Origin of the sequence: Pseudomonas sp. NFXW11 (genome assembly GCF_049887815.1) — a bacterium.
Taxonomy (GTDB): Bacteria; Pseudomonadota; Gammaproteobacteria; order Pseudomonadales; family Pseudomonadaceae; genus Aquipseudomonas.
In genome coordinates this window covers 65,032-87,347 of the sequence record NZ_JAGEKI010000007.1, presented here as the reverse complement: position 1 = coordinate 87,347, position 22,316 = coordinate 65,032, and the positions used below count along the sequence as shown (strand labels likewise).

Below are 22,316 nucleotides of genomic sequence, written 5' to 3'. Positions count from 1 at the left end.
TTCGAGTAGCCATCGATGTCGAAAGTCCTGAATGCCAATCTTGATGCGCTGAAAGTCCTGCTGGCGATCATGGTGGTGGCCTTGCACTGCAAGCTGCTGGGGGGCAATTACACCTGGGCCGGCTATTTGCTGTGCAACGGCCTGTTCCGGGTGGCGGTGCCGACCTTCTTTATCGTCAACGGCTACTACCTGTACCAGACCCTCAATGGCGGGCATTCCTTTGCCCAGTGGTTCAAGCGCGGCTTGCTGATCTATCTGTTCTGGATGCTGGTCTACAGCCCGCAGTACGTCGACCCCGCAACCGTCGCCAGCCTTGGCGGGCTGCTGGGCATAGTGAAGAAGCTGCTGATCGGTTATTTCCACCTCTGGTACCTGCTGGGCATGCTCGGCGGCGGGGTGCTGTTGCTGGTGCTGCGCAAGCGCTCTTCGACGGTGCTGATCGGCCTGGCCCTGGCGGCCTTCCTGACAGGCCTGGGCCTGCAATATGCGCGAGTCTATGTGGAGTTCGCCAATGGCTTTGTCCAGCACTTCAACCAGAACGATTACACGGCGCGCAATTTCCTGTTCATGGGCTTTCCATTCATGGCCATCGGCTTTCTCTGTGCCCGCCATCAACTGGCGCAGCGCTTCAGCCGGCGTAGCCTGTGGTGCTGGCTGGTGCTGGGGCTGGCGGCGATCTTCGGCGAGGCGGCGTTGAATTTCGCGCTGCGGGCGGATGTCGAGCAGAACTTCGATTTCCTCCTGTCGCTGCTGGTGATAGCCCCGGCGCTGTTCCTGTTGCCGCTGGCGTACTTTCGCGCCGGCCACAGCAACTTCAGCGCCAAGCTGTCTTCGGCGGTTTACTACCTGCACCCCTGGTTCATCTATGGCGCGCTGGGGCTAGGCATGGCCTACGGCAACCTGATGGCGCTGCTGGTACTGCTGCTGGCCTTTGGCGTGGCGCCGTTGCTGGTCCTGGCCAGTCGCCGGGTCGCTTTCATTCTCTGAAGGGGCGGCGGTCGACGGCGGTTATTCCCGAGCCTAGAATGACCGCCTGTTCTTCAAGGGTTGTCCTGTCATGCCTTCCGAATGCCAATTGTTCGGCACCCTGGGTTGCCATCTGTGCGAGCTCGCCGAGGCCGAGCTGATGCCGCTGGTAGAGCACGGCCTGCTGGTCGAGCTGGTGGATATCGCCGACAGTCAGGAACTGTTCGAAGCCTATGGCCTGCGCATTCCGGTGCTACGCCGGGTCGACAATGGCGCCGAGCTGGGCTGGCCCTTCGATGCCGAGCAGGTGGTGGCTTTCCTGCGTTGACGAGGGTGCGCTAGCGGCAGGTTTCCATCTGTCGCCCGCGGTTGGAATTCGTTGGCGAGATCCGTCGATTGGTTTACTGTATATGCATACAGCTATCGAGGAGCCTCGCCATGTCTCTCACTTTCCTGACCCCTACTGCGCGTTCGCAGCCGCTGCCAACTTCCTTCCTGGATCTGCGCGACGGCGCTTGCCAGGCCCAGGAGCCCTGCGGCAGCGGTTTCTCCCTCGATCGCAGCCTGGGCCTGGGCGCTCCAGAGATCCATGGCCTGTCAGTTGATGACGAAACCTTGCTGGGCTTCGGCATCTACCCTGGTGATCGGCTGATCGTCGATCGTTCGGCCACGCCGGTGGTGGATCAATACCTGATAGTGCGTGCCGCGGGCGCCAGCGAATTCTCGCTGCGCCTGCTGGCGCACGACCCCCGTGGCGGCCTGCTGCTCAAGGCGGCGCGGCCTTCAATCCCTTCCGTGGTGCTGGATGATCTGGGCTCGATCGAGATCTGGGGCGTGGTGCTGTGGGTGGTCAGTTATGTGGGGCGCAAAGAGCCCTGATGGACGTGGCGCAAGCTTCACACCGTTAAAGGAATAGATGATGGTCAATGTTGAACAATTGAAGAACAGCGTGAACCGCATGTCCGCTGATGTGGTCCGCGAGGCAGTGCTGGAATTGCGCCTGGATGGTTTGGTGACCGAAGGCAAGACGCCCTTCAACAAGCTACATTTCAATACCTGCTTCGCCGAGATCGAGGCCTTGTTCCAGCGCGCGGGTTATCACCGGCAACTGGATGTGGTGGGTTACCAGGGGCTGCTGTATGCCCTCTATGATCCGGGGCGCTGGGAGGCTGTGGATGTGCTGCGCTGGCTCAAGGAGTTCACCGAGGCGGCAGCCGAGGGTAGGCAGTCCTGCGCTTGAGGTTGGCCTAGGCTCCTGGAGTGCGCTGTTGGATAATGCCGTCTTGCATTGGTCCTTCGAGCTTTTGTATGTCTTCCGCGAGTTTTTCCGCTGCACAGCATCAGGCCAGTACCTTGTACCTGCCTCCCGGTTCCTGGGCGACGGTACTGGATTGCCTGTGCGATCACTTCAAGGCCATCAGTCGCGAGCAATGGCTGGACCGCATCGCCCGTGGCCGGGTGCTGGATGGCAATGGGCAACCCATCGACCTGGGCCTGGCCTATCGCGAAGGTCTGCGCATTCACTACTTCCGCGAGGTGCCGGATGAGAAGGTGATCGCGGTGCAGGAGAGCATCCTGTATGCCGACGAGCATCTGGTGGTGGCGGACAAACCGCATTTCCTGCCGGTGACGCCTGCGGGCGAATACGTTGAGCAGACCTTGCTGCGGCGCCTGATCCGGCGCCTGGACAACCCCCATCTGGTGCCCCTGCACCGTATCGACCGGCACACGGCGGGGCTGGTGCTGTTTTCCGCTCACCCCGACAGCCGCTCGGCCTATCAGGCGCTGTTCCCCACCCGACAGATCGAGAAACGCTACGAAGCCATAGCCCCTGCCTTGCCGCAGCTGAACTTTCCCCTGGTGCATAAAAGCCGCCTGGTGGATGGCGAACCCTTCTTTCGCATGCAGGAAGGCGAGGGCGTGAGCAATACCGAAACCGCCATCGAGGTTCGAGAAAAACACGGCGACCTGTGGCGCTATGCGCTGTTCCCGGTAACGGGCAAGAAGCATCAGTTGCGGGTGCATATGAGCGCCCTGGGCGCGGCGATCTGCAATGACCCCTTCTATCCCGATGTGCTTCGGGATGCCGAAGACGATTTTGCCAAGCCCCTGAAGCTGTTGGCCCAGGGCCTGCGTTTCAGCGATCCGCTGACCGGGCAGGCGCGCGAGTTCGAAAGTCGCATCAGCCTGCAGTGGTGAAATTCCAGGCCACAGAAACAATAAAACCCGCAGCAAGCGGGTTTTATTCAGGACGGGTCGACAGGCGTCAGGCTTACAGCTCCTTGACGGTACGAACCTGATCCTTGTTGATGCGGGTCTTCTTGCCGTCCAGTTGTTCGAACTCGTAGAAGCCCGAATCCTTGTCGTAGTGCGGGGTGTCGACGGCCTGGATTTCGCGACCGTCATTCAGGGTGAGCACTGTCGGCGAAGCGCAACCGGCGAGAGTGGCCAGGCCCAGGGCGAGCATGAGAGTGGCGAGGGTCCGTTGAATCATTGTCTGTCTCCGAAATGGGGTCTTTAAAGTGCTGGTCTTCAGACGTATACAACGTCTGCAAGTTCCTTGGCCAGGGACATTCTGCCACGTCGCCAGGCGGATCGCAGGGGGGACTGTGGAAGATTAGCGCACGGCTTGTCGCCGTTCACGGACGGCGGGGCCAGGCGCTGTGATATAACTCCGGGCTGTTTTTTAACCTCTGGATCGAGCCTATGAAAGCCAAGGCTGATGTACCTTTTGTGCCCCTGAACATCGCGGTGCTGACTGTCAGTGACACCCGCACTCTGGAAACCGACACCTCCGGACAGGTCTTCGTCGAGCGCCTGGGCGCCGCAGGCCATCGGCTGGCGGCACGGGTCCTGCTCAAGGACGATCTGTACAAGATCCGCGCCCAGGTCGCCACCTGGATCGCCGACGATCTGGTGCAGGTGGTGTTGATCACGGGCGGCACCGGCTTTACCGGACGCGACAGCACCCCGGAAGCGGTGAGCTGCCTGCTGGACAAACAGGTCGATGGCTTTGGCGAGTTGTTCCGGCAGATCTCGGTGGCCGACATCGGCACCTCCACCGTGCAGTCCCGGGCATTGGCCGGCCTGGCCAATGGCACCCTGGTGTGCTGCCTGCCGGGCTCTACCAACGCGGTGCGTACCGGCTGGGACGGGATTCTTGCCGAACAGCTGGACTCGCGTCATCGCCCGTGCAACTTCGTTCCTCACCTGAAACAGGCCGCGCCCTGTGAATCCCGTGGGTAAGCCGGGCAAGCTCGGCACCTTGATGCCGGTGGAGGAGGCGCTGCAGCGCCTGCTGGCCATGGCCGAAGCGGCGCCCATCGTCGAGCGCGAACGCTTGCCCCTGGCGGCGACCCAGGGCCGGGTGCTGGCTGAGGCCCTGATTTCCGGACTGGACCTGCCGCCCTGGCCCAATAGCGCCATGGATGGCTACGCCTTGCGTCTGGAGGACTGCAAGGGCGAGCCGCTGCCGGTGAGCCAGCGGATTTTCGCCGGGCAGAGCCCAGAGCCACTGCAACCAGGCACCTGTGCGCGAATTTTTACCGGCGCACCGATGCCGGCCGGCGCCGATTGCGTCGAGATGCAGGAGAACGTCCAGGTCGAGGATGACCAGCGAGTACGGTTTCGCGAGCCGCTGAAGCTTGGCCAGAACATCCGCCCTCAAGGCCAGGAAACCACCGTGGGCGAGCAGGTACTGGCGGCGGGAAGCCGATTGGGCCCGATCGAGCAGGGCCTGGCCGCCTCCCTTGGGTGCGCCGAGCTGGAGGTGGTACGCCGAGTACGGGTGGCAGTGCTGTCCACCGGTGATGAATTGGTGGAACCGGGCCAGCCCCTGGGCCCGGGGCAGATCTACAACAGCAATCGGGTGCTGCTGTGCAGCTGGCTGCAACGCCTGGGTTGCGAGGTGCTGGACGCCGGAATCCTGCCGGACGACCTGCCCGCGACCCGCCAGCGCCTGGCGCAGTTGGCGGATGTCGACCTGATTCTGTCCACCGGCGGGGTCTCGGTGGGCGAGGCGGATTTCCTCGGCATCGCCCTGCGTGAAGCCGGCGAGCTGGCCTTGTGGAAGCTGGCGATCAAACCCGGCAAGCCCCTGACGTTCGGGCATTTTCGTGGGGTGCCGGTGATTGGCCTGCCAGGCAACCCGGCCTCCACCCTGGTGACCTTCGCCCTGCTGGCGCGGCCTTATCTGTTGCGCCGCCAGGGCGTGCAGCAGGTGCAGCCCCTGAGTTTTCCGGTGCCGGCAGGTTTTGCCTGGCCCCAGGCCGGCAATCGTCGCGAGTACCTGCGTGGGCGCCTGGAGAACGGTCGGGCGATCATCTACCGCAACCAGAGTTCAGGTGTATTGCGCAGTGCGGCCTGGGCCGAGGGTTTGGTGGAGGTGCAGGAAGGGCGGACTCTGGTGGAAGGTGATCAGGTCAATTTCATTCCCTTGAGTGAAGTGCTGGATTGACCCGGCGGGCCCGGCTCGACGCCGGGCCCGTGGCTTGCCGTTCAACGCAGCAGCAATAACAGCAGCAGGCCGAAACGGCTGTGGAAACCCCAGGTCAGCAGCCCCGCCAGTATTGATCCCGCCAGTGCCAGCCAAGCCAGGCGCCGAAGAATCGGCAGCAACCTGGAATGAGGCGGATGTGCTGGCGCGGTGAGCGGCAGATCGAAGTTCCGGGCGGGCTCGTCACTGAGCCAGGAACTGTCCTTGATGCGCTTGAGCGGCGAGTGCGCCCGTGGATAAAACCCCTTGTCGTTCATGACTCTGCACTTCCTTGTATCAGGCGTCAGCGCCTGCCCAGCACAGTCACTGATTGGCTCAAAAGGGTCAATTCAGGCAATTCTCTTTCTTCCGTCAGAAAATTCGCTTTAACTCTCGGACCGCGATTCAGGCGTAGGGGCTGTCCCAGTAACCCCGGTACATGCCGAGGTTTTTCTTCAGGCCCAGGGGCAGGTAGCGCTCCTGCTGGCTGAGTTTGTAGGCGAACAGTTTCACTGCGTTGCGCAGCAGCGACCCCGGCCACTCCAACAGGCGCCTGGGCCCGAGGAACTGCAATTCGGATTTGACATAGCGCAGCCCCTCGCCACCGGCACCGCCGAACGCCTGGCGGATCCAGGGTTCGCGGGCATGGAACACGCCGATGTCGAAATAGCGGCGAAATTCTTCCTTGAGGCTGTAGTTGTGGGAATGGCGACAGCAGGCCTGGCCTGCGTAGGCCACCTTCCAGCCCGCCAGGAGCATCTTGGCGGCGACGTACATGTCTTCAGAAAGGATCACATGGTTGGGAAAACCGCCGGCTTGCATCAACGCCTCGCGTCGGTAGGCGGAGAAGGAATTGGACATGAACGCGGTCTTGATCCCTAGCGCGGGGATGTCGGCCAGGCTTTTCACCTGGGAGCTCGCCGGGTAGTTGAACAGCCGTGCGTGGGTGGCCAGGGGGCTGGCATCCAGATGCGGCAGTTGGCGGCCGCACACGGCACCGACTTGCGGGTCGGCGAAGGGCGCGACGATGCGGGCGATGCCCTCGGCATCCTCCAGGTAGGCGTCCTGGGTCATGAACACGTAGACGTCGAAGTCGGGGTTGCGCTCCACCATCAGCTGTCGGGTGCCGCCGTGGTTGAAGTCGCGGCTGTCGATGCGCAGCACGTTGGCACAGCGCGACAGGGCCAGTTCATAGCTGCCGTCGCGGGAGCTGGAATCGACGATCAGGGTGGTGAACGGCGCGCTCTGCCGCTCCAGGGAATCCAGCAAGCGGGCCAGGTCCTGGCAGCCGTTGTAGGTGGGGATCACACAGGCCACGCGCAAGGTCGACATTGTCCATGCCTCCGTTCAGGTCAGGTTCTGCCGCCAGGGGCGCAGCCAGGCCGCCAGCAGCAGCAACAGCAGCAGGCCGCAGGCGCTGCTCAGGCCCAGTTGCCACCAGATCGAGGTCAGCGGATGCAGGAACAGCGCCGCCAGCGCCATGCCGCCGATACCGCTCAGCCAATGGCTGCGCCAGGGCACCGAGCCCAGCAACTGTTGACGGCGCATCAGCAGCAGGCCGGTGAGGATCACGCCGCAAATGGCCGCCAGGGCAATGCCGATCAGACCGAAGAAATACGGCAGCACGGCCAGCAGCAGGGCATTCAACAGGCTCCCGGTCAGCTCGCAGTTGAGCGGCATGCGGGTGTCGCCCGCGGCATAGGCGTAACGCGCCAGCAGGGCATTCCAGGCGCCGAACATCAAGGGCACCGAGAACCAGGCCAGCAGCTCCGGCAGCGGGCTGTCGGCGGCCTGATTGGGCAGCAGCAAATGCACCAGCGCGGCGGCCGCGCCAATCAGCCCCACCACCGCCGGGAGGGTCAGCAAGGTGGCGCCGCTCAGGCCCTTGCGCAGCAGGCTCAGGCGCGCTTCGCCGGAGGCACCGCTCATCAGTCCCAGCAGCACCTGGTTGAGGCTCATCAGGGCAATCAGTGGCAGGTTGATCAGCTTGCGCGCCAGGTTGATCCAGGTCACCGCTCCTTCGCCCAGTAGCGATGCCGCCATGCGTTCCAGCAGGGCCAGGCCCTGGCTGGCCAGATTGCTGCTGAGCAAGGGACCGATGCGTTGCAACAGCTCGCGCCCGGCGCCTGGGGCGGCCTCTAGGCGCCAGGGTCGCCAGCCGTCCCGCAGCAGGCTCGGCAGCAGCGCCGTGGGCATCAGCACACTGCCCAGCAGGCAGGCTGCGGCCAGTCCGTCGGGGGTCGAAGCCTGATGCAAGCTGACCAGGTAGATTACCGGCGGCAGGTTGAACAGCAGCGAGCCCAGGCCCGCCAGGACAAAACGCGCGCGGGCCTGCAAGGGCACGCAGAACAGGCTATGCAGGATAAACCCCGGTGCGCACCAGGCCAGCCAGTGCAGGCCGCCGCTGGCCAGGGCGTAGCCGTCGTTGCCCAGGCCGGGGCCGATCAGCCGTACCCACAGTGGCGCGCCAAGGCTGAGCAGGCCCCCCAGCAGCAGGCCGCAAAGCAGCAGGCGCGGCGCCAGGGCGTTGAGCCAGGCGCCTTGTTCCGCCTCCGTGCGTTGCTGGTAGAGGGGCAGCGCCGCAGCGCTGAGCAGCCCGGCGGCCAGGGCCATGCGCAGGGCCTCGGGCAGGAACATTGCCACCAGGAAACCGTCGCTCTGGCCGCCGGCGCCCCAGGCGGCCACCAGCAGCCATTCCCGGGCAAAGCCGGCGGCCAGCCCGGTCAGGGTCGCCAGGGTCAGCCACAGCGTCGCGCCGAACATGGGGCGGCTTCAGTGGAACAAAGTGAACAGGCCTTTGCCGCCCACTTTGTAGTTGAGGTTGCGGCAGCGTTCACCCTTGATCGCGGCATCCGGGCCACTGACGATGGCATAGGGCGGCACCGGCTTGGACACCACCGACTGGCCGCCGACCACCGCGCCTTCGCCGATATCGGCACCGAAGGACAGCAGCGCGCGGCTGGCGATCCAGGCGTAGTCGTGGATGTAGATCGGCCCGCCGATGGCCCAGAATTCCGGTTCCTTGAGGTCATGGCCGCCGGCGATGATCAGCACGTGGGAGGCGATGGTCACATGGTCGCCGATGATCAGCCCGCCCCGGGCATCGAGCTGGCAGTGCCAGGCCACGGTGCTGTCCTGGCCGATGCGCAGGCTGTCGACCCCGAGCACTTCGGTATTGCGCCACACGGTGGAACCCTTGCCGATCTTCGCCCCGCCCAGGCGCAGCCAGAACAGGCGCAGGGTGTGGCTGGGGATCTTGCAGATCAGAATGTTGTAGGCCTGCTCCCAGACCCGCAGCATGCGGTCGCGCAGGGTCGGCCAGTTGATCCCGTACATGGGGATCAGCGCGCCCTTGAGCTCGCGCCCCAGCAGGGCATAGAAGCGCCGGGGCAGGGCCGGCTCGATCTTCGATTCGATATTCAAGTAGCTGATATAGGTCAGCACATTGCCCTTGAGCGGCTGCTCGAAGATCACCTGGTTGTCCAGCATCCACTGGTAGGCGACCTCCAGTTCCTCGAGGCTCACACCCATTTTCTGCGCATATTCAGGCAGGGCCTGTTTCAGGTTCTGCGAATGGAAGAGGCGATGTTTCATCGATGAATTCCTGAGAGAAGGGAGTCTGGGATGGCCCTGGGCGCTGCGCTCCGGGCCTTGAGCTGCAGGCGCCGGGCTTCATGCAGGTTGAGCCCCAGCAGCAGCCAGAACAGTGCGATCAACACCTGGGTGAAACTGAAGTAGTGGTCGAACAGGCCGCTGATCAGGGCCGCGCTGAGGCCCGCGCCGCTACCGAGCCAGAGGGCGTTGTCGCGGTCGAGCTTGATCGGCAGCCCGCTGCTGCGGGTTTCGCGCCACCAGCTCCAGATCACCGCGACGAACAGCAGCATGCCGGGCACGCCGATCTTGTAGATGAAGTTCAGCCACAGGTTGGAAATTCCCCACAGGCCGCTGCCGGGCACGGGCGGGTCGACCTTGAAGCCGATGCCGAAGGGGAACATCGCCATGGCTGCGGGGAAGTGCGAGTACTCGTCGACGCGCACGCTGGTACTGGCGTCGTTGGAGCTGAACAGGGTCAGCAGCCGATCTTGCAGCGGTGGATAGGACATCAGCAGCAAGGCACCGAAAAACAGGCCGCCCAGCAGCATGCGCCCGGTGTAGGGCACGCGCTGGCGGGCCATCCAGATCAGCACCAGCAACAGGCTGAGCAAGGCGCCCCGCGAGCCCGAGAGCAGCAGCCCGGCAGCGCCGAGCAGGGCCACTGCCAGCCCCAGTTTGCGTTGCCAGCCGTCGCGGGTCAGTCCAATGCAGAAGGCCAGGGGCAGGGTCAGCGCCATGGCGCCGCCGGTGACGTTGGGGTGCATCCAGGGCGAGCCCATGCGATCGGCCAGGGCGCTGAGGCTGTCCCCCAGTACCGCGATACCGCCATAGCCGAGCTTCTCCAGGATCGGCGTCATGGCGGTGGCGCTGCCATTTTTCAGGAACACCGGGATCGACAGCAGCAACAGCAGCAGGGTCCCCAGCAGCAGGCCGCACACCAGCTGTTCCCGAGCCTTGGTTTCCTGCAGCAGGCGTCGCACCAGAAACAGCGCCGACAGGTTGAGCAGCCAGCGCACCCAGTTCACCGGCCCATTGCCATCGGCATTGATCGTCAACTGGCCAATCAGGAACGGCAGGGCACTGAAGGCCATCAGCGCCAGCAGCAGCTTCTCGGTGCGCAGCAGCCTGGGCGCTTGGGGCAGGTTGGAAAACAGCCCCTGCACCAGGATGCCGGCCCAGACCAACAGCAGCAGGGCTTCGGAAACCGTGGTACGCAGGCCGATCTGCACCGTGGAGTAGGGCAGGAAGGTCGCCAGCACCGCGAACAGCAGCAAGCCGCGCAGGGGCAGGCGGATGATGCTGATCGCCGCGACGATGCCGAGCATCAGTACCAGCACTTTCAAGGGCGGCAGCAGCCAGATCAGCACGCCGAACACCAGGCTGAAGATCAGCGCCAGCGGCATTGCGATGGGCATTACTTGAGCTCCTCGAGCAGTTCATCCAGGCGTTGCCGATAGGCCGTTTCGGCGTAGCCGGCGGCCCAGGCCTTGAGCGGCTCGGGGTCTGGTGCCTGGGCATTGGCCAGTTGCAGCATCAGCTGGCTTAGGGCGGCGCTGTCGGTGGGCGAGAAGCGCGGGCTGTCACCCGGGGTGATTTCATCCAGGGCCGAGCCGTTGGCCACCGCCACCGGGGTGCCGAGGCTCAGGGCCTCGATCACCGGCAGGCCGAAGCCTTCGGCGTAGGAGGGCTGCCATAGGCGCAGGGCCTGGAGGTAGACAGCGTGCAACTGGCTGTCGCTGAGCCCGCTGAGAAAGTGCAGGCCATGCAGGTTGCGCAGTTCGCCGGGCAGGTGCTCCGGGGCGCCGATCAAAACCAGCTCCGGCACCTCGGGCGATTGTTGGCGTGCAGCCTGCCAGGCGCCGATAAACCAGGGAATGTTCTTGCGCGGCTCGCGAGTGCCCACCAGCAGCCAGTAGCGCTCGGGCAGTTGCAGGTCGCTGATATCGGCGGGTTCGCCGGCAAAGCCGCTGACCAGGTTGGGCAGTACCCGGACCTTGTCCCGGGCCCCGGGAAAGAGTTTTACCAGCTCGTTGGCGGTGTACTGCGAAGGGGTCCAGACGCGATCGGCCTGCTGCACCGCATAGCCGATGGACAGCTTGTCGCTGAGCTTGTAGAAGCGTGCCTTGAGCCTTGAGCCGTGGCTGTTGTCCAGGGTCAGCTGGAACAGGTCGTGCAGTTGCAGGACATAGCGCATGCCCTGGGGTTTCTTGCCCAGGGGCAGGCCCATGTTGAAATTGCAGATATACAGCTCGATGCCGGCTTCACGCAGGGCACCGGGCAAGAAGCCACCCTCGAAACGCAGGCGCCCCGGCAACCGGTGGATGCCTTCGAAGGGCGCGCCCCAGCGCGGGCAATGCACCCGACGCCGCAGGGGATGGTCTTCCGGCGCCAGGCCGAAGAGTTGCAGGCTGACCTGCGGGTTGGCCCGCAGCGCCTGTTCCAGGGCCAGGTTCTGCCGGCCGATTCCTGTTTGGCTGTAGCCTGCGGTGGTGCGGTAATCCAGACCTATGCGCATACGGACACTTCTTCCTTGGCTGGGGGGAGTTGCTGGTAGACCGCTTCCAGTTGCGCGGCGGCGGCGCTCCAGTCGTGTTCGGCGCGCACGTAGTCGCGTCCGGCGGCGCCAATGCGTTGCAGGCGCTCGGGGTCGGCCAGCACTTCGGCCAGTAGTTGCGCCAGGGCGCCGGGGTCTTCGCTGCCCAGGTAATGCCGGCCGTTTTCCACCTGCAGGCCCGAGCTGCCCTGGGCCGTGGTGACCACCGGCAGGCCGGCGGCCATGGCTTCCAGCACCTTGAGCTTGGAGCCGCCGCCCTGGCGCAAGGGTGCGAAGAACAGCGCCGAGCGCCGCTGCAACTCGCGCAGGTCGGGGACGAAGCCTTGCCATTCGATGCGCGGGTCGCTCCAGCGCTGGCGGAAGGCGTCCGGCAGGGCATAACCGCAGATGGCGAAGCGCACCTGCGGGTTGAGCGCCCACAGGCGCGGCAGGATCTGCTCCAGCGCCCATTCCACGGCGTCCAGGTTGGGGCTGTATTCGTAGTTGCCGATAAACAGCAGGCGTTGGCTGCTGGGGTCTGGTTGCACCGAGGCGTAGTAGCCGCAGTCCACGCCGTTGACCACCACGGCAGCGGGCTTGCCGCTCAGGCGCGCCAGCACCTGCGCGTCCTGCTCGGTCACCGCCACCACCCTGGCTGCCTGCTGGAACACCCGGCGCTCCCAGCGGCGGTAGCGCCACTGGTCGTAGCGAGTGAAGGGCTTGGCCCAGGCCGGCAGGCGGTCGTAGCTGGCCGCACCCAGGGCCGACTCGACGTTGTGCTCGGTGAGGATAAAGTCTCGCCCGTGCTGCTTCAGCGGTTGCTCGAAGGGCTGGAAACTGTAGCTGTGTTCGATCTGCACCACGTCCCAGGGTTCCTCCAGCAGTTGGCCAAAACGCTGTTGCAGCGGCTCTGCCAGGCCGTTGATGGTGGTCAGCATGGGGTAGGGCGCCAGCAGCACCGAAAGCAAGGTCCTGAGGCTGCGCAAGGGCCGCCGCGGCAGCACGATCAGGCGTTCTAGCCAGGGTTCCAGGGCGGCGCGGCTGGCTTCGTCCAGCGGGGTTTTTGACTGCACCAGCAAGGTGATGCGGTGTCCACGGGCGGCCAGGGCCCGCAACAGGTGGTATTGCCGGGTCTTGCCGCCGCTGGTGGCGGGCCAGGGCAGGTAGGGCAGGGTCCAGAGAATTTTCATTGTCACCACACCAGAAGTTGCAGGCTGGTTTTCAACGGCACGCTGATCCCTTGCGCGCCACTCAAGGCGGTCTGGGTGCCGGCCAGCGGGTCGTGCAGGGTCGCCGCGCTGAGCGCGGGAATCTGCAAGCTGCTGCCGCTGGCACTCCAGAACATCCACACATGGGAGCCGTTGGGTCGGGTCCAGGCGATGCTGTACAGGTCGCTCGGGGCGTTGCTCAGCGCTGGCGCAGTATCGGGGGCCAGGCTGGGGCCGGTGATCTCGAAGAAGTACTTGAGGGCGCGGTACACCGGCTTGGGTTCGCCAGCCAGGTCCACCAGGCCATAGGACTGATCGCGGTTGCTGGCCCGGGCATCGAGGTCGCTGAGGTTGAACAGGAAGATCCGCTGGTAATCCATGGTGGCCATCAGCGCCAGGCGCCGCAGGGTGTAGTCGGCTTGGCCGTCGACTCCGATCATCGCCTGCATTTCCCGCTCGCCGCTGGTGTAGCTCGACCAGCCCCATTCCGTGGCCCAGACCTGTTGCACGCCCTGGCCATGCAGGCCGCTGTTGAGGAAGTTGCCGCGCACCAGGAAGTCCTGGGCGGCAGGGTCGTCGCCTTCCGGGTATTCGGAATAGGGGTGATAGGCGGCCACCAGGTTCTGGTTGCCCAGGCCCTGTTGCAGCAGGTCTTCGAGCATCAGCCCCGGGGTGCTGCGCATCTGGCTGTAGTAGGCCATGCCCGCGGTGGCCACGGGCTTGCCGGGAATCGCGCTGCGAATCGCGCTGGTGCTGGCGTCGAGCAGGCGGTCATAGGCGTCCGGGTCTTCCTTGGGCAACCAGACGATGTTGGGCTCGTTCCAGACCTGCCAGGTGTTCACCTGGGGATAGCGCTGGGCAAGCATGCGCATGCGCTGGGCGAAGACATTGAAATCCTTGGGCGGGTACTGGTCGGAAGGCGTGGCGCCGGCGGGCACGTTGGCGGCAAACGGCGCCGAGCCCACCAGGTAGGCGAGGATGTTGTATTGCCGACTCTGCATGGCGCTCATGGCGCCATCCAGGCTATCGAGCTGCAGGTCGTTCTCGGCAGGCTCGATCATTGCCCAGTGAATCGACAGGCGTACCCAGTTCAGGCCGAGGGCGTCGAGGCGATCCATCTGCTTCTGGTAGGCGCTGGGGCTGAAGTACTGGAACTGCGCATTGACCCCGAGAAAGTCCTTCCACACCACGGGGCGTGGCGCCCGCAGGCTGTTGTCTGCCAGGGCCGGACCGCACAGGCAGGCGAGGATCAGCAGGCCGCAGGCGCTAGGTCGCATAAGCATGGGCAGGGTCTCCACAGGCATCGGCGAACACTCGGGCAAAGCGTTCGGCGGTATGGCTCCAGACCCGCCGCGTACCTATCACCGCAGCGTGCTCGGCCCAGCGCTCCACCCGTTCCGGGCGGGTGTACAGGTGGCTGAGTTCGGCGGCCAGGGCGGCGACGTTGCCCTGGGGAAAGATCACCCCGTTGTCCTGGGCCACTTCTTCGGCAAAGGAGCGGGCATCGGAAGTAATGGCCCCGCGGCCGCAGGCCACGGCCCAGGACAGCGCGCCGCTGGTGCCCCGCAACTGGCCCAGGAGCCTGAGCTTGCTCGATTCGCGATAGGGCAGAACCATCACGTGGTGCGCCTGGATCACCTTGGGAATATCGCTGGCCGGCAAATCCAGCTGCCAGTCGATGCTGTGCTGCAGGTTCAGGCGCTGGATATGCTGGCGCAGTTGGTCGAGGTAGCTGCCGCCGCCGCCGAAGGCCATTTCCGGTTCGCTGCCGCCGGCCAGGGTCAGGCGCATGCTCTGGCGCATCCCGGGGTGCTGGGTGAAGGCCATGGCCAGGGCGTCCAGCAGGTCTTCGATGCCCTTGCCCCGGTAGATAAAACCGAAATACAGCAGCCGCAGTGGCGCCAGCGGTGGCAGCGGCTGTGCCGCAATCGCCAGGTTGCCATGGGGGATCACCACCATCTGCTCGGCCCGCAGGCCCATGCGCTGGCGCAGGCAGTCGCCGCCGGCATGGGTCAGGGTGATCAGACGGTCGAGGCTGCGGGCCAGCTGTTTTTCCTCATGCAGGCACAGTGGATCGGTCAGCACCGTGGCCACCTGGGGCAGCGGCGAGGGCAGCCGGGTGGCCAGTGACAGCGGCCAGGGCAGGCTGGCTCGGCGCCACACCAGGCGCTCGGGGTCATGCACCGTGGCGCAGAGTGGCAGCTTGGGGAAGCGTTGGCGCAAGGCACGCAGCGCATGGAACTCCGCCAGGCGCCCGCCGCCCAGCTCGGCGTGCACCAGGTCGACCCCTTGCCAGTCGTGTTGCGCCACCCGTTCCACGGCCCGCTGCGGATCGTTGCCCAGCCCCGCCAGGGGCGTGCTGATGTGCAATCCCAGGCCTTGCAGGGCGCTGCACAAGTGCGCGGCGTAGTCGGCGATGCCGTTCTGTTCGGGGGGCATGGGGGCCAGCAGCGCGATATGCATCAGTTGTGACTCCTGATCCGGGCCAGGAAGTTCAGCACGTTTTCCGGGATGCCGAAGCGCCGACGGTTGATGATGATGCCGTCGACCCGCTTAAAAGCCGTATTGAGAATCGACAGGGCGTTCTGCAGCACTGGCACTGTGGTGGTTTCAGCTTCGATGATCAGGGCGATCAGGTCGGCTTCGCGCAGGCTGACGAAGGCTTCCTGGTTGGAAAAGAAGCCCGAGGCTTCCAGCAGCACTATCTCTCCGGGGGAAGCCTTGGTGGCGCCATTGATCCTCACCTCGTGGCCGCGCTCCTGCAGCAGGTCGCGCAAGTGGCCGGTAACGAAACTCACCCCTTCGCCGCGCCGCGCCGAGGTCAGGCCGATCACCAGCCCCTGCTCGGCGACTCGCTCGAGCGGCAACACGCCGTACAGCCGGTAGAGACTGGCGGTGAAAGCGCTGTTGCGTTGTGGCAGGTGGCTGTCCAGGTCTTGCAGGCTGCTCCAGACCTTGACGCCGAAGCGCTCCTCGATCTGGTCGCCGTCATGGATGCGCTGGTCCAGCAGATAGAAGAAGTACAGCGCCAGAAGGCCCACCGCCAGGCTCAGGGGAATCGCCGCCAGAAGCATGCTCAGGCTCTTGGGGAACACCCGGCTGGGCTTGAAGGTGGCCTCCTCGATCACCGCGATATTGCTGATCTGGCTCTGGTCCAGCTCGCGGTCGATGCGGGCTTTCTCGGTGCTGTCGCTGTACAGCGCAAAGCTTTTCTCCGCCGCGCTGAGTTCCCGTTGTAGGCGTGCCAGTTCCGGTTCCAGGGCCAGGGCCTGGCGCCGGTCCTGTTCCAGCTTGAGCAGCTGGGTCTGCTGTTGCGCGGCTTGGGTCTGCAAGCGGCTGAGGCTTGCCTGCTGGTCGGCGAAACTGTTCTGCAGGCGGGTGTAGACCGGGTTTGGCGCCAGGTTCTCGCTGCGCTGCACGGTGCTGTTTTCCGACTTCAGCAAGGCTTGCAGGTTGGCAATCGCGGCGTCCATGGCGCGCACCGGCGGCGCCCCTTCCTTGAAGGTGCGGAGCATCTCCTGGCGCTCGATCTGCTTGGCGTTGATCCGCTGCTGCAGGTCCTGGCGATCGGGGTTGAGGCTCATCTGGCGGCCGATGCTGATTTCTTTCTTCATGCTGTTGAGCTGCTGCTGGATGGTGTCCAGGCCGCTCTTGGTGGAGGCCACCGCACGGGTGGTGTTGAGGTGCTCGCCGCGCAGGTTGTTGAGGTTGCGCGAGATATCGTTGAGCCGCTCGCTGATGCTGACTGCGCCCAGCTGGTTGAGGTAGTCGGTGATCTGCTTCTTGTAGCCGAGGATGCGCTGGTTGGTGTTGCTGCTTTCCCCTTCATAGAAGGCATAGAGGCTCTTGCGGCCCAGGGTCTGTGCGCGTTCCTGCTGGTATTGCTCGATCCAGCTCCTGACCACGGTCTGCGCCACTTGCGGGTCGTCCCAGGTGAAGCTGACCTCCATCACCGACGAGCCTGCGGCGTGGGTCACGCTGAAGTTCTTCAGCATGCGTTCGGTGAGGCGCTCGACCGGGGTCTGTTTCTCCACCAGCCCGACCAGTTGCAGGGCACCGCGCAGCAGATCGACGATGCCCTGCAGGGCGCCTTTGACCGCGCTTTTCAGCGAACCCAGAAAGCCGCCGGGCTGGGGCTGGCGGGACAGGTCGTCGAGGTACTTTTCCGCCACCTTGCGAGCAATGGGTTCGCCACCGAGAATGCGCTCCTCATCGAGGATCGGGTCTCGCTGGGCGCTGGGAATCACCACCGCCTGGCGGTCGGCGATCTCGATCGGCAGGGTGCTGGTGTCGCGTCCCGGCTTGACCAGCAGCAGGGCGGTGGATTCGAAGCGGTTGGGCAGCAGGAAGGCCCCGAGGACGATGATGATAAAGGTCACCAGCACGGTGATCTTGAATTCACGCTTGAAGATGAAGAACAACCGCAGCAAATCGCGAAAGGAACGGATATTGATCATGGGCGCTGTCCTTGGCGATCAGTTGGCCGATTGGCGGTTGATTTCGTAGCTGGCGCCAATACCGATCGACTTGGTGAACGGAATCAGCTGGTTGAGGTACACATCCACCCATTCGATGCCGTTGCCGACGCTGGACTTGGGTACGAACACCACGTCGCCACGTTGCAGCAGCACCGGCGCGGCCCCTGCGTTGCCGGCGATCATGAATTTGCGATAGTCGAAGAAGTAGGTCTTGTAGCGGCCATCCTCGCCTTCGCGCAGCAGGGCGATATTGCGGCTGTCGCCCACCGATAGCAGGCCGCCGGCGCCGACTATGGCTTGCTCCAGGGTGGTGGTCACGGTCACTGGCAGGGACGCCGGGTTGCGCACCGAGCCGCCGACAAACACCGTGTTGCCCGGCGCCTGGTTGATGTTCACGGTCAGGGCCGAGTCCTGGTAGATGTTCTTCAGCTTGCTTTCCAGCATCTGGGTCAGTTGCTGCGGCGTCAGCCCTGCCGCCTTGATCTGCCCGGCATAGGGGTAGGCGAAGGTGCCGTCGTTGAGCACGGTGAACAGGGTCAGCTCGTAGATCGAGTTGGCGGTGAAGGCCGAGATCGAAGGCGCCTCGCCGGTGTTGCGGACAATGCGCAGGGTGTCGCCGGGGCGGATCCGCTGCGGGGGCAGCGGCTGGCCGGCCAGGGCCTCACCGGCCCGATGAGCGGCTTGCAGGTCCTGGCCGGGAGGCAGTTCGACTTTCGCTGGAATGGAACAGGCACAGAGCACGAGAACACTGGAAATCAGCAGAAGTGTTTTCATCAAGCGGTCTTCCTGGCATGCATAGTCACTACTCCCTGTCGGGCCAGATTCAAGCCTGAAGCGCGGTATCAGCCCTTGCCGGGGTCGGCGGGGGCCCGTCCGTATATATCGTTGAAGCGCACAATGTCGTCTTCGCCAAGGTATTCGCCGCTCTGTACTTCGATCATCACCAGGTCGATCACCCCGGGGTTGACCAGGCGATGGGTGCGACCGGGCTTGATAAAGGTCGACTCATTGGTGTTGAGCAGGAATTCATCCTCGCCGTTGGTCACCCGGGCCATGCCGCTGACAACTATCCAGTGTTCGCTGCGGTGGTGGTGCATCTGCAGCGACAGCGAGGCATTGGGCTTGACCACGATGCGCTTGATCTTGAAGCGCGGTCCTTCCTCGAGCACGGTGTAGGTGCCCCAGGGCCGGGTCACGGTGCGGTGCAGCTTGTAGGTATCGTGGCCCTGGCGCTTGAGTTCCTGGGCGATCAGCTTGACGTCCTGGCTGCGCTCGCCGTCGGCGATCAGCAGCGCGTCCGGGGTGTCGATGATGATCAGGTTGTCCAGGCCGACCCCGCCCACCAGGCGCTGGCGCGAATCGATGTAGCAGTTGTGCACGTCATACAGCACGGTCTCGCCGTTGCACTGGTTGCCGTGCTCGTCTGCCGGGGTTAGTTCGCGCACCGCCTGCCACGAGCCGATATCGCTCCAGCCGAGCTGGCAGGGCACCACGGCGACCTTCTGCGAACGCTCCATCACTGCGTAGTCGATGGAAATGTCCGGGGCCAGGGCGAAGCTGTCGCCGTCCAGTTCCACTTGCAGTTCGTGCTTGCCGTCCTTGCGGTGGCTCTGCTCCAGGCAATGCTCGACAGCGCTGACCACCTCCGGGACGAGCTCGCGCAGTTCCTGCAGGATCACGTCGGCGCGCATGCAGAACATGCCGCCGTTCCACAGGTGCAGGCCGCCGTCCACATAGCGCTGGGCGGTGGCGGCATCGGGTTTTTCCACAAAGCGTGCAACCTGGAAGCTCTCGCTGCCCAGGGCCTGGCCCTTCTCGATATAGCCAAAGCCGGTTTCGGCATGGGTCGGCATCAGGCCGAAGGTCACCAGCCAGCCCTGGTCGGCCAGTTGCCGGGCGCGGTCCACGGCGGCGGCAAAGGCCGCCAGGTCCTTGATCAGGTGGTCGGCGGGCAGTACCAGCAACTGGGCATCGTCGCCGTACAGGCGGCTGACGTGCAGCGCCGCCGCGGCAATGGCCGGCGCGGTGTTGCGGCCGAAAGGTTCAAGGATGAAGTCCAGCTCGACCCGGGTCTTGTTCAGCAGGCGGTAGTCGTCGAGGGTGCGGAAGAATACCTCGCGGTTGGTCACCGTCAGCAAACGCTCAACGCCGTTGAGTGCCGTGGCACGGACAAAGGTTTTCTGCAGCAGGCTTTCGCCATCCGGCAGGCGCATGAAGGGTTTGGGCATTGCCTCGCGGGAAACCGGCCACAGGCGGGTGCCGGCGCCGCCAGCAATGATGCAGGGAATGAGAGTGCTCATTCAGAAGGCCTCGCGGGTCATGATGACGGACGGAACGGTGCGGAACAGGATGTACAGATCGAACCAGACCGACCAGTTTTCGATGTACTCCAGGTCGAATTCGACACGCTTCTCGATTTTCTCCAGGGTGTCGGTTTCACCTCGGTAGCCGTTGATTTGCGCCAACCCGGTGATCCCCGGCTTGACCCGGTGGCGCGACGTGTATTCCTTGACCGCTTCCTCGAAGAGGATGCCCGCTGCCTTGGTCGCGGTGGCGTGGGGGCGCGGGCCGACCATGGACATGCTGCCGCCGAACACATTGAACAGCTGCGGTAGTTCGTCGAGGCTGCTCTTGCGGATAAAGCGCCCGACCCGGGTGATCCGCGGATCGCCGCGAGTGGTCTGTTTTTCGGCGTTGGCATCGCTCAGGTGCTGGTGCATCGAGCGGAACTTGTAGACCTCGATCAGCCGGTTGTTGTAGCCATAGCGCTTCTGCTTGAACAGCACCGGGCCCTTGGAGTCGAGCTTGATCGCCAGGGCCACCAGCAGCATTACCGGTGCCAGCAGCACCAGGGCGATGCTCGACAGCAGCATGTCCTCCAGGCGCTTGAAGAATGGCGACCAGCCGCGCAACGGCACTTCGGAGGCATTGAACATCGGCAGGTTGGCGACTTCGGTGATGCGGTTATGGGCGTGCCGGAAGGCCACCATGTCCGGCACCAGCAGCACGTTCACCGGCAGCCGACGCAGTTCGCGAATCACATAGGCCATGCGGTTTTCCGCCGACCAGGGCAACGCCACTAGCACCTGGGTGACCTTTTCTTCGCGGATTAGCCGTTCCAGGTCGCTGGAGTTGCCCAGCAACGGCAGGTTGCACAGGGTCTTGGGCAGGCGGCCGATGCGGTCGTCGATAAAGCCGATGACCCCGGAGCGAATGTCCTGGTGCTGGGCCAGGTATTCGGCCAGGCGCTGGCCGTTTTCCGTGGCGCCGAGGATCACCGCGTTCTGCAGGAACACCCCGCGTTGCATCAGTTGCTGGAACAGGGTCAGGAGAATCAGCCGTTCGATGCCCAGCAGCACGAAGCTGGCGACGAACCAGGCGAGCAGTTGCGGGTTGTCGATGTTCTCGAACATCTGCATCGAATGATGCATGAACAACAGCACACAGAAGGACGAGGCCCAGGCGAACAGGGTTAGCTGGAAGCGCAGCCGGTTGCTGAAGATGGATTCGGCGTAGACCCCCAGCGCCTGGAAGATCAGCACGCTGATCACGCCGAAGAACAGCAGGATGGTCAGTTCGCTTTTCAACTCGTTCGGACTGCCGTTCGACAGCAGGAGCAGCAACAGCCCGGGGAAGATGGCGGTGATGCCATGGACCACACGGATGCCGAACAGAAAGTACTCGACCATGCTCGGGCGAGTCAGTAACAGGCTGTCTACAGGTTGCAAGCGCATAAGATCATTCCCTCGACCCAAGGCAAACGGGCTGACGGATAGGCGCGCCGGGAAGTTCGTAATAGTTACTGCCCGGCGCCCGCTCGCGCCCCCTGAAAAATCACGTCCACTTTTCCTTGCGTGGTCGGAATTCCCGTGAAGAGACAGAAGCCCATATCGGCACTGCTTGGGGCCCCCGACCCCAGACATGGCTTTATCTGCACCCCTTCATATAAGCGACTGGGGGTCAGTAAAGCTCATGAAACAGCGCCTGGCGAATCAAGATCCGACAGAGGTGAAAAATTTTTCCAGGGCCCGCACCAGACCCCATGATTGCCAGCACGCGCGCCGGCCAGACTGGCTGCGGCAAAAAAATAACCGCTGCGACAGACTTTTTTCCGCACCTCGAGGGTCAACATCCTTCATGCAATCGCCGAATGGAGGCAAGGTCGATGAATGAGCGCAGAGCACTGTTGATATTGCACGGCAAGCAAGCCCTCAACGAAGAGGTGCGGGCCGCGGTCGAGGCCAAGCGTGCGGCCGGCTGGGAGCTTGCGGTACGCCTGACCTGGGAAGCGGGGGATGCCCAGCGCCTGGTGCATGAAGCCCTGGCCGCCGGTCAGCGCCGGCTGATTGCCGGCGGTGGCGATGGCACCTTGCGCGATATCGCCGAGGCCCTGGCCCAGGCCGAGGCGCCGGCCAGCCTGGCATTGCTGCCGCTGGGTACGGCCAACGACTTTGCTCGGGCTGCGGGAGTGCCCCTGGAACCCGCCGCAGCCCTGGAGCTGCTGGAGGCTCCCGCCCGGGCGGTGGATCTGGGGGAGGTCGGCGGGCAGCTGTTTCTCAATATGGCTACCGGTGGCTTTGGCAGCCAGGTTACGGCCAACACCTCCGAAGACCTGAAGAAGGTCCTGGGGGGAGCGGCCTATCTGTTTACCGGGTTGTCGCGCTTTGCCGAGTTGAGTGCTGCCTATGGCGAGTTGCAGGGTCCGGATTTTCACTGGCGTGGCGAGTTGCTGGCCCTGGGGATCGGCAATGGCCGGCAGGCGGGGGGCGGGCATGAGTTGTGCCCGCAAGCCCTGGCCGACGACGGGCTGCTGGATGTCAGCATCCTGCCTGCCCCCAAGGACCTGGTGGGCACCTTGAAGGACCTGCTGGCCGGGGGGCTGGGCGTCGACAACCTGTTTGTCCGGGCGCGTCTGCCCTGGGTTGAAATCAAGGCTGCCCGTGGGCTGGACATCAACCTCGACGGCGAGCCGCTGCAAGGTGAAAGCCTGCGTTTCAGCGCCCGTCGCGCGGCCTTGCAGATGCATCTGCCGGCGAACTCACCCTTGCTGGCCGGGCCTTGAG

Annotated in this window: 22 protein-coding genes; 8 read left to right on the top strand and 14 right to left on the bottom strand. The window is 64.3% G+C overall.

Going from position 1 to position 22,316, the window contains the following annotated elements; genetic code table 11:
• Positions 1–15: 15 nt before the first annotated feature.
• The 5 genes from J4P02_RS12880 (at position 16) to J4P02_RS12860 (ending at position 3,165) form a co-directional block, all read left to right on the top strand.
• Entirely contained in the window at positions 16–987 is a 972-nt protein-coding gene (locus tag J4P02_RS12880; RefSeq protein ID WP_426190739.1) for an acyltransferase family protein, read from the top strand.
• A gap of 70 nt (positions 988–1,057) precedes the next feature.
• Positions 1,058–1,294 (top strand): glutaredoxin family protein, encoded by a 237-nt coding sequence (locus J4P02_RS12875; protein WP_426190737.1) that lies wholly within the window; start codon positions 1,058–1,060, stop codon positions 1,292–1,294.
• Positions 1,295–1,404: 110 nt separating this feature from the next.
• Positions 1,405–1,845 (top strand): S24 family peptidase, encoded by a 441-nt coding sequence (locus J4P02_RS12870; protein WP_426190735.1) that lies wholly within the window; start codon positions 1,405–1,407, stop codon positions 1,843–1,845.
• 40 nt (positions 1,846–1,885) lie between these two features.
• Positions 1,886–2,206 carry a transcriptional regulator gene (locus J4P02_RS12865; protein ID WP_426190733.1) on the top strand — a complete coding sequence of 107 codons (321 nt, stop codon included), beginning with the start codon at positions 1,886–1,888 and terminating at the stop codon, positions 2,204–2,206.
• A 68-nt stretch (positions 2,207–2,274) separates the two neighbouring features.
• A complete protein-coding gene (locus J4P02_RS12860) occupies positions 2,275–3,165 on the top strand; it encodes a pseudouridine synthase (RefSeq protein WP_426190731.1) in 891 nt (296 codons plus the stop codon).
• A gap of 73 nt (positions 3,166–3,238) precedes the next feature.
• Here the strand turns inward: J4P02_RS12860 and J4P02_RS12855 are convergent, their stop codons facing one another.
• Complete coding sequence (locus J4P02_RS12855; RefSeq protein WP_426190729.1) at positions 3,239–3,460, bottom strand: YgdI/YgdR family lipoprotein; 222 nt, start codon at positions 3,458–3,460, stop codon at positions 3,239–3,241.
• 212 nt (positions 3,461–3,672) lie between these two features.
• On the opposite strand from J4P02_RS12855, the gene moaB reads away from it, so the two are divergent.
• Together moaB and glp are read left to right on the top strand one after the other, a co-directional pair.
• Positions 3,673–4,212, top strand: a complete 540-nt coding sequence (moaB, locus tag J4P02_RS12850) for a molybdenum cofactor biosynthesis protein B (RefSeq protein WP_426190727.1) — start codon at positions 3,673–3,675, stop codon at positions 4,210–4,212.
• Between the two features lie 22 nt (positions 4,213–4,234).
• Entirely contained in the window at positions 4,235–5,422 is a 1,188-nt protein-coding gene (gene glp, locus J4P02_RS12845) for a gephyrin-like molybdotransferase Glp (RefSeq protein WP_426191092.1), read from the top strand.
• 41 nt (positions 5,423–5,463) lie between these two features.
• On the opposite strand, the gene J4P02_RS12840 is transcribed toward glp, so the two are convergent.
• From J4P02_RS12840 to J4P02_RS12780, 13 genes are all read right to left on the bottom strand, one after another.
• Entirely contained in the window at positions 5,464–5,718 is a 255-nt protein-coding gene (locus tag J4P02_RS12840; RefSeq protein WP_426190725.1) for a hypothetical protein, read from the bottom strand.
• Positions 5,719–5,845: 127 nt separating this feature from the next.
• Positions 5,846–6,772 (bottom strand): glycosyltransferase, encoded by a 927-nt coding sequence (locus tag J4P02_RS12835; protein ID WP_426190723.1) that lies wholly within the window; start codon positions 6,770–6,772, stop codon positions 5,846–5,848.
• Positions 6,773–6,787: 15 nt separating this feature from the next.
• Complete coding sequence (locus tag J4P02_RS12830) at positions 6,788–8,203, bottom strand: lipid II flippase MurJ (RefSeq protein WP_426190721.1); 1,416 nt, start codon at positions 8,201–8,203, stop codon at positions 6,788–6,790.
• 9 nt (positions 8,204–8,212) lie between these two features.
• Positions 8,213–9,034 (bottom strand): acyltransferase, encoded by an 822-nt coding sequence (locus J4P02_RS12825; RefSeq protein WP_426190719.1) that lies wholly within the window; start codon positions 9,032–9,034, stop codon positions 8,213–8,215.
• Positions 9,031–10,449, bottom strand: coding sequence for an O-antigen ligase family protein (locus J4P02_RS12820; protein ID WP_426190717.1), 1,419 nt, complete (start codon positions 10,447–10,449; stop codon positions 9,031–9,033). The genes J4P02_RS12825 and J4P02_RS12820 overlap by 4 nt, the downstream gene beginning before the upstream one ends.
• Complete coding sequence (locus tag J4P02_RS12815) at positions 10,449–11,549, bottom strand: glycosyltransferase family 4 protein (protein WP_426190715.1); 1,101 nt, start codon at positions 11,547–11,549, stop codon at positions 10,449–10,451. The genes J4P02_RS12820 and J4P02_RS12815 overlap by 1 nt, the downstream gene beginning before the upstream one ends.
• On the bottom strand, positions 11,540–12,757 hold the full coding sequence (locus J4P02_RS12810; protein WP_426190713.1) for a glycosyltransferase family 4 protein: 1,218 nt from the start codon (positions 12,755–12,757) through the stop codon (positions 11,540–11,542). Before J4P02_RS12810 ends, J4P02_RS12815 begins: the two co-directional genes overlap by 10 nt.
• A 2-nt stretch (positions 12,758–12,759) precedes the next feature.
• Entirely contained in the window at positions 12,760–14,058 is a 1,299-nt protein-coding gene (locus tag J4P02_RS12805) for a cellulase family glycosylhydrolase (protein ID WP_426190711.1), read from the bottom strand.
• A complete protein-coding gene (locus J4P02_RS12800) occupies positions 14,042–15,238 on the bottom strand; it encodes a glycosyltransferase (protein ID WP_426190709.1) in 1,197 nt (398 codons plus the stop codon). The genes J4P02_RS12805 and J4P02_RS12800 overlap by 17 nt, the downstream gene beginning before the upstream one ends.
• Positions 15,238–17,232, bottom strand: coding sequence for a GumC family protein (locus J4P02_RS12795; protein WP_426190707.1), 1,995 nt, complete (start codon positions 17,230–17,232; stop codon positions 15,238–15,240). The genes J4P02_RS12800 and J4P02_RS12795 overlap by 1 nt, the downstream gene beginning before the upstream one ends.
• Positions 17,233–17,250: 18 nt before the next feature.
• Positions 17,251–18,027, bottom strand: coding sequence for a polysaccharide biosynthesis/export family protein (locus tag J4P02_RS12790; protein WP_426190705.1), 777 nt, complete (start codon positions 18,025–18,027; stop codon positions 17,251–17,253).
• Between the two features lie 68 nt (positions 18,028–18,095).
• The gene (locus J4P02_RS12785; RefSeq protein ID WP_426190703.1) at positions 18,096–19,553 is read right to left on the bottom strand and encodes a mannose-1-phosphate guanylyltransferase/mannose-6-phosphate isomerase; all 1,458 of its coding nucleotides are present in this window, start codon (positions 19,551–19,553) and stop codon (positions 18,096–18,098) included.
• Positions 19,554–20,987: an undecaprenyl-phosphate glucose phosphotransferase gene (locus J4P02_RS12780; protein WP_426190701.1), complete on the bottom strand. Its 1,434-nt coding sequence runs from the start codon at positions 20,985–20,987 to the stop codon at positions 19,554–19,556.
• A 431-nt stretch (positions 20,988–21,418) separates the two neighbouring features.
• On the opposite strand from J4P02_RS12780, the gene yegS reads away from it, so the two are divergent.
• Entirely contained in the window at positions 21,419–22,315 is an 897-nt protein-coding gene (gene yegS, locus J4P02_RS12775; RefSeq protein ID WP_426190699.1) for a lipid kinase YegS, read from the top strand.
• The last annotated feature ends 1 nt before the right edge of the window (position 22,316 follow it).

Coding starts and splice junctions, on each gene's coding strand:
- J4P02_RS12860 (WP_426190731.1), top strand. CDS start 2,275: ATGTCTTCCGCGAGTTTTTCCGCTGCACAGCATCAGGCCAGTACCTTG.
- J4P02_RS12840 (WP_426190725.1), bottom strand. CDS start 5,718: ATGAACGACAAGGGGTTTTATCCACGGGCGCACTCGCCGCTCAAGCGC.
- J4P02_RS12855 (WP_426190729.1), bottom strand. CDS start 3,460: ATGATTCAACGGACCCTCGCCACTCTCATGCTCGCCCTGGGCCTGGCC.
- J4P02_RS12880 (WP_426190739.1), top strand. CDS start 16: ATGTCGAAAGTCCTGAATGCCAATCTTGATGCGCTGAAAGTCCTGCTG.
- J4P02_RS12820 (WP_426190717.1), bottom strand. CDS start 10,449: ATGCCCATCGCAATGCCGCTGGCGCTGATCTTCAGCCTGGTGTTCGGC.
- moaB (WP_426190727.1), top strand. CDS start 3,673: ATGAAAGCCAAGGCTGATGTACCTTTTGTGCCCCTGAACATCGCGGTG.
- J4P02_RS12865 (WP_426190733.1), top strand. CDS start 1,886: ATGGTCAATGTTGAACAATTGAAGAACAGCGTGAACCGCATGTCCGCT.
- J4P02_RS12800 (WP_426190709.1), bottom strand. CDS start 15,238: ATGCATATCGCGCTGCTGGCCCCCATGCCCCCCGAACAGAACGGCATC.
- J4P02_RS12790 (WP_426190705.1), bottom strand. CDS start 18,027: ATGAAAACACTTCTGCTGATTTCCAGTGTTCTCGTGCTCTGTGCCTGT.
- glp (WP_426191092.1), top strand. CDS start 4,235: ATGCCGGTGGAGGAGGCGCTGCAGCGCCTGCTGGCCATGGCCGAAGCG.
- yegS (WP_426190699.1), top strand. CDS start 21,419: ATGAATGAGCGCAGAGCACTGTTGATATTGCACGGCAAGCAAGCCCTC.
- J4P02_RS12875 (WP_426190737.1), top strand. CDS start 1,058: ATGCCTTCCGAATGCCAATTGTTCGGCACCCTGGGTTGCCATCTGTGC.
- J4P02_RS12825 (WP_426190719.1), bottom strand. CDS start 9,034: ATGAAACATCGCCTCTTCCATTCGCAGAACCTGAAACAGGCCCTGCCT.
- J4P02_RS12795 (WP_426190707.1), bottom strand. CDS start 17,232: ATGATCAATATCCGTTCCTTTCGCGATTTGCTGCGGTTGTTCTTCATC.
- J4P02_RS12805 (WP_426190711.1), bottom strand. CDS start 14,058: ATGCTTATGCGACCTAGCGCCTGCGGCCTGCTGATCCTCGCCTGCCTG.
- J4P02_RS12810 (WP_426190713.1), bottom strand. CDS start 12,757: ATGAAAATTCTCTGGACCCTGCCCTACCTGCCCTGGCCCGCCACCAGC.
- J4P02_RS12815 (WP_426190715.1), bottom strand. CDS start 11,549: ATGCGCATAGGTCTGGATTACCGCACCACCGCAGGCTACAGCCAAACA.
- J4P02_RS12780 (WP_426190701.1), bottom strand. CDS start 20,987: ATGCGCTTGCAACCTGTAGACAGCCTGTTACTGACTCGCCCGAGCATG.
- J4P02_RS12870 (WP_426190735.1), top strand. CDS start 1,405: ATGTCTCTCACTTTCCTGACCCCTACTGCGCGTTCGCAGCCGCTGCCA.
- J4P02_RS12785 (WP_426190703.1), bottom strand. CDS start 19,553: ATGAGCACTCTCATTCCCTGCATCATTGCTGGCGGCGCCGGCACCCGC.
- J4P02_RS12835 (WP_426190723.1), bottom strand. CDS start 6,772: ATGTCGACCTTGCGCGTGGCCTGTGTGATCCCCACCTACAACGGCTGC.
- J4P02_RS12830 (WP_426190721.1), bottom strand. CDS start 8,203: ATGTTCGGCGCGACGCTGTGGCTGACCCTGGCGACCCTGACCGGGCTG.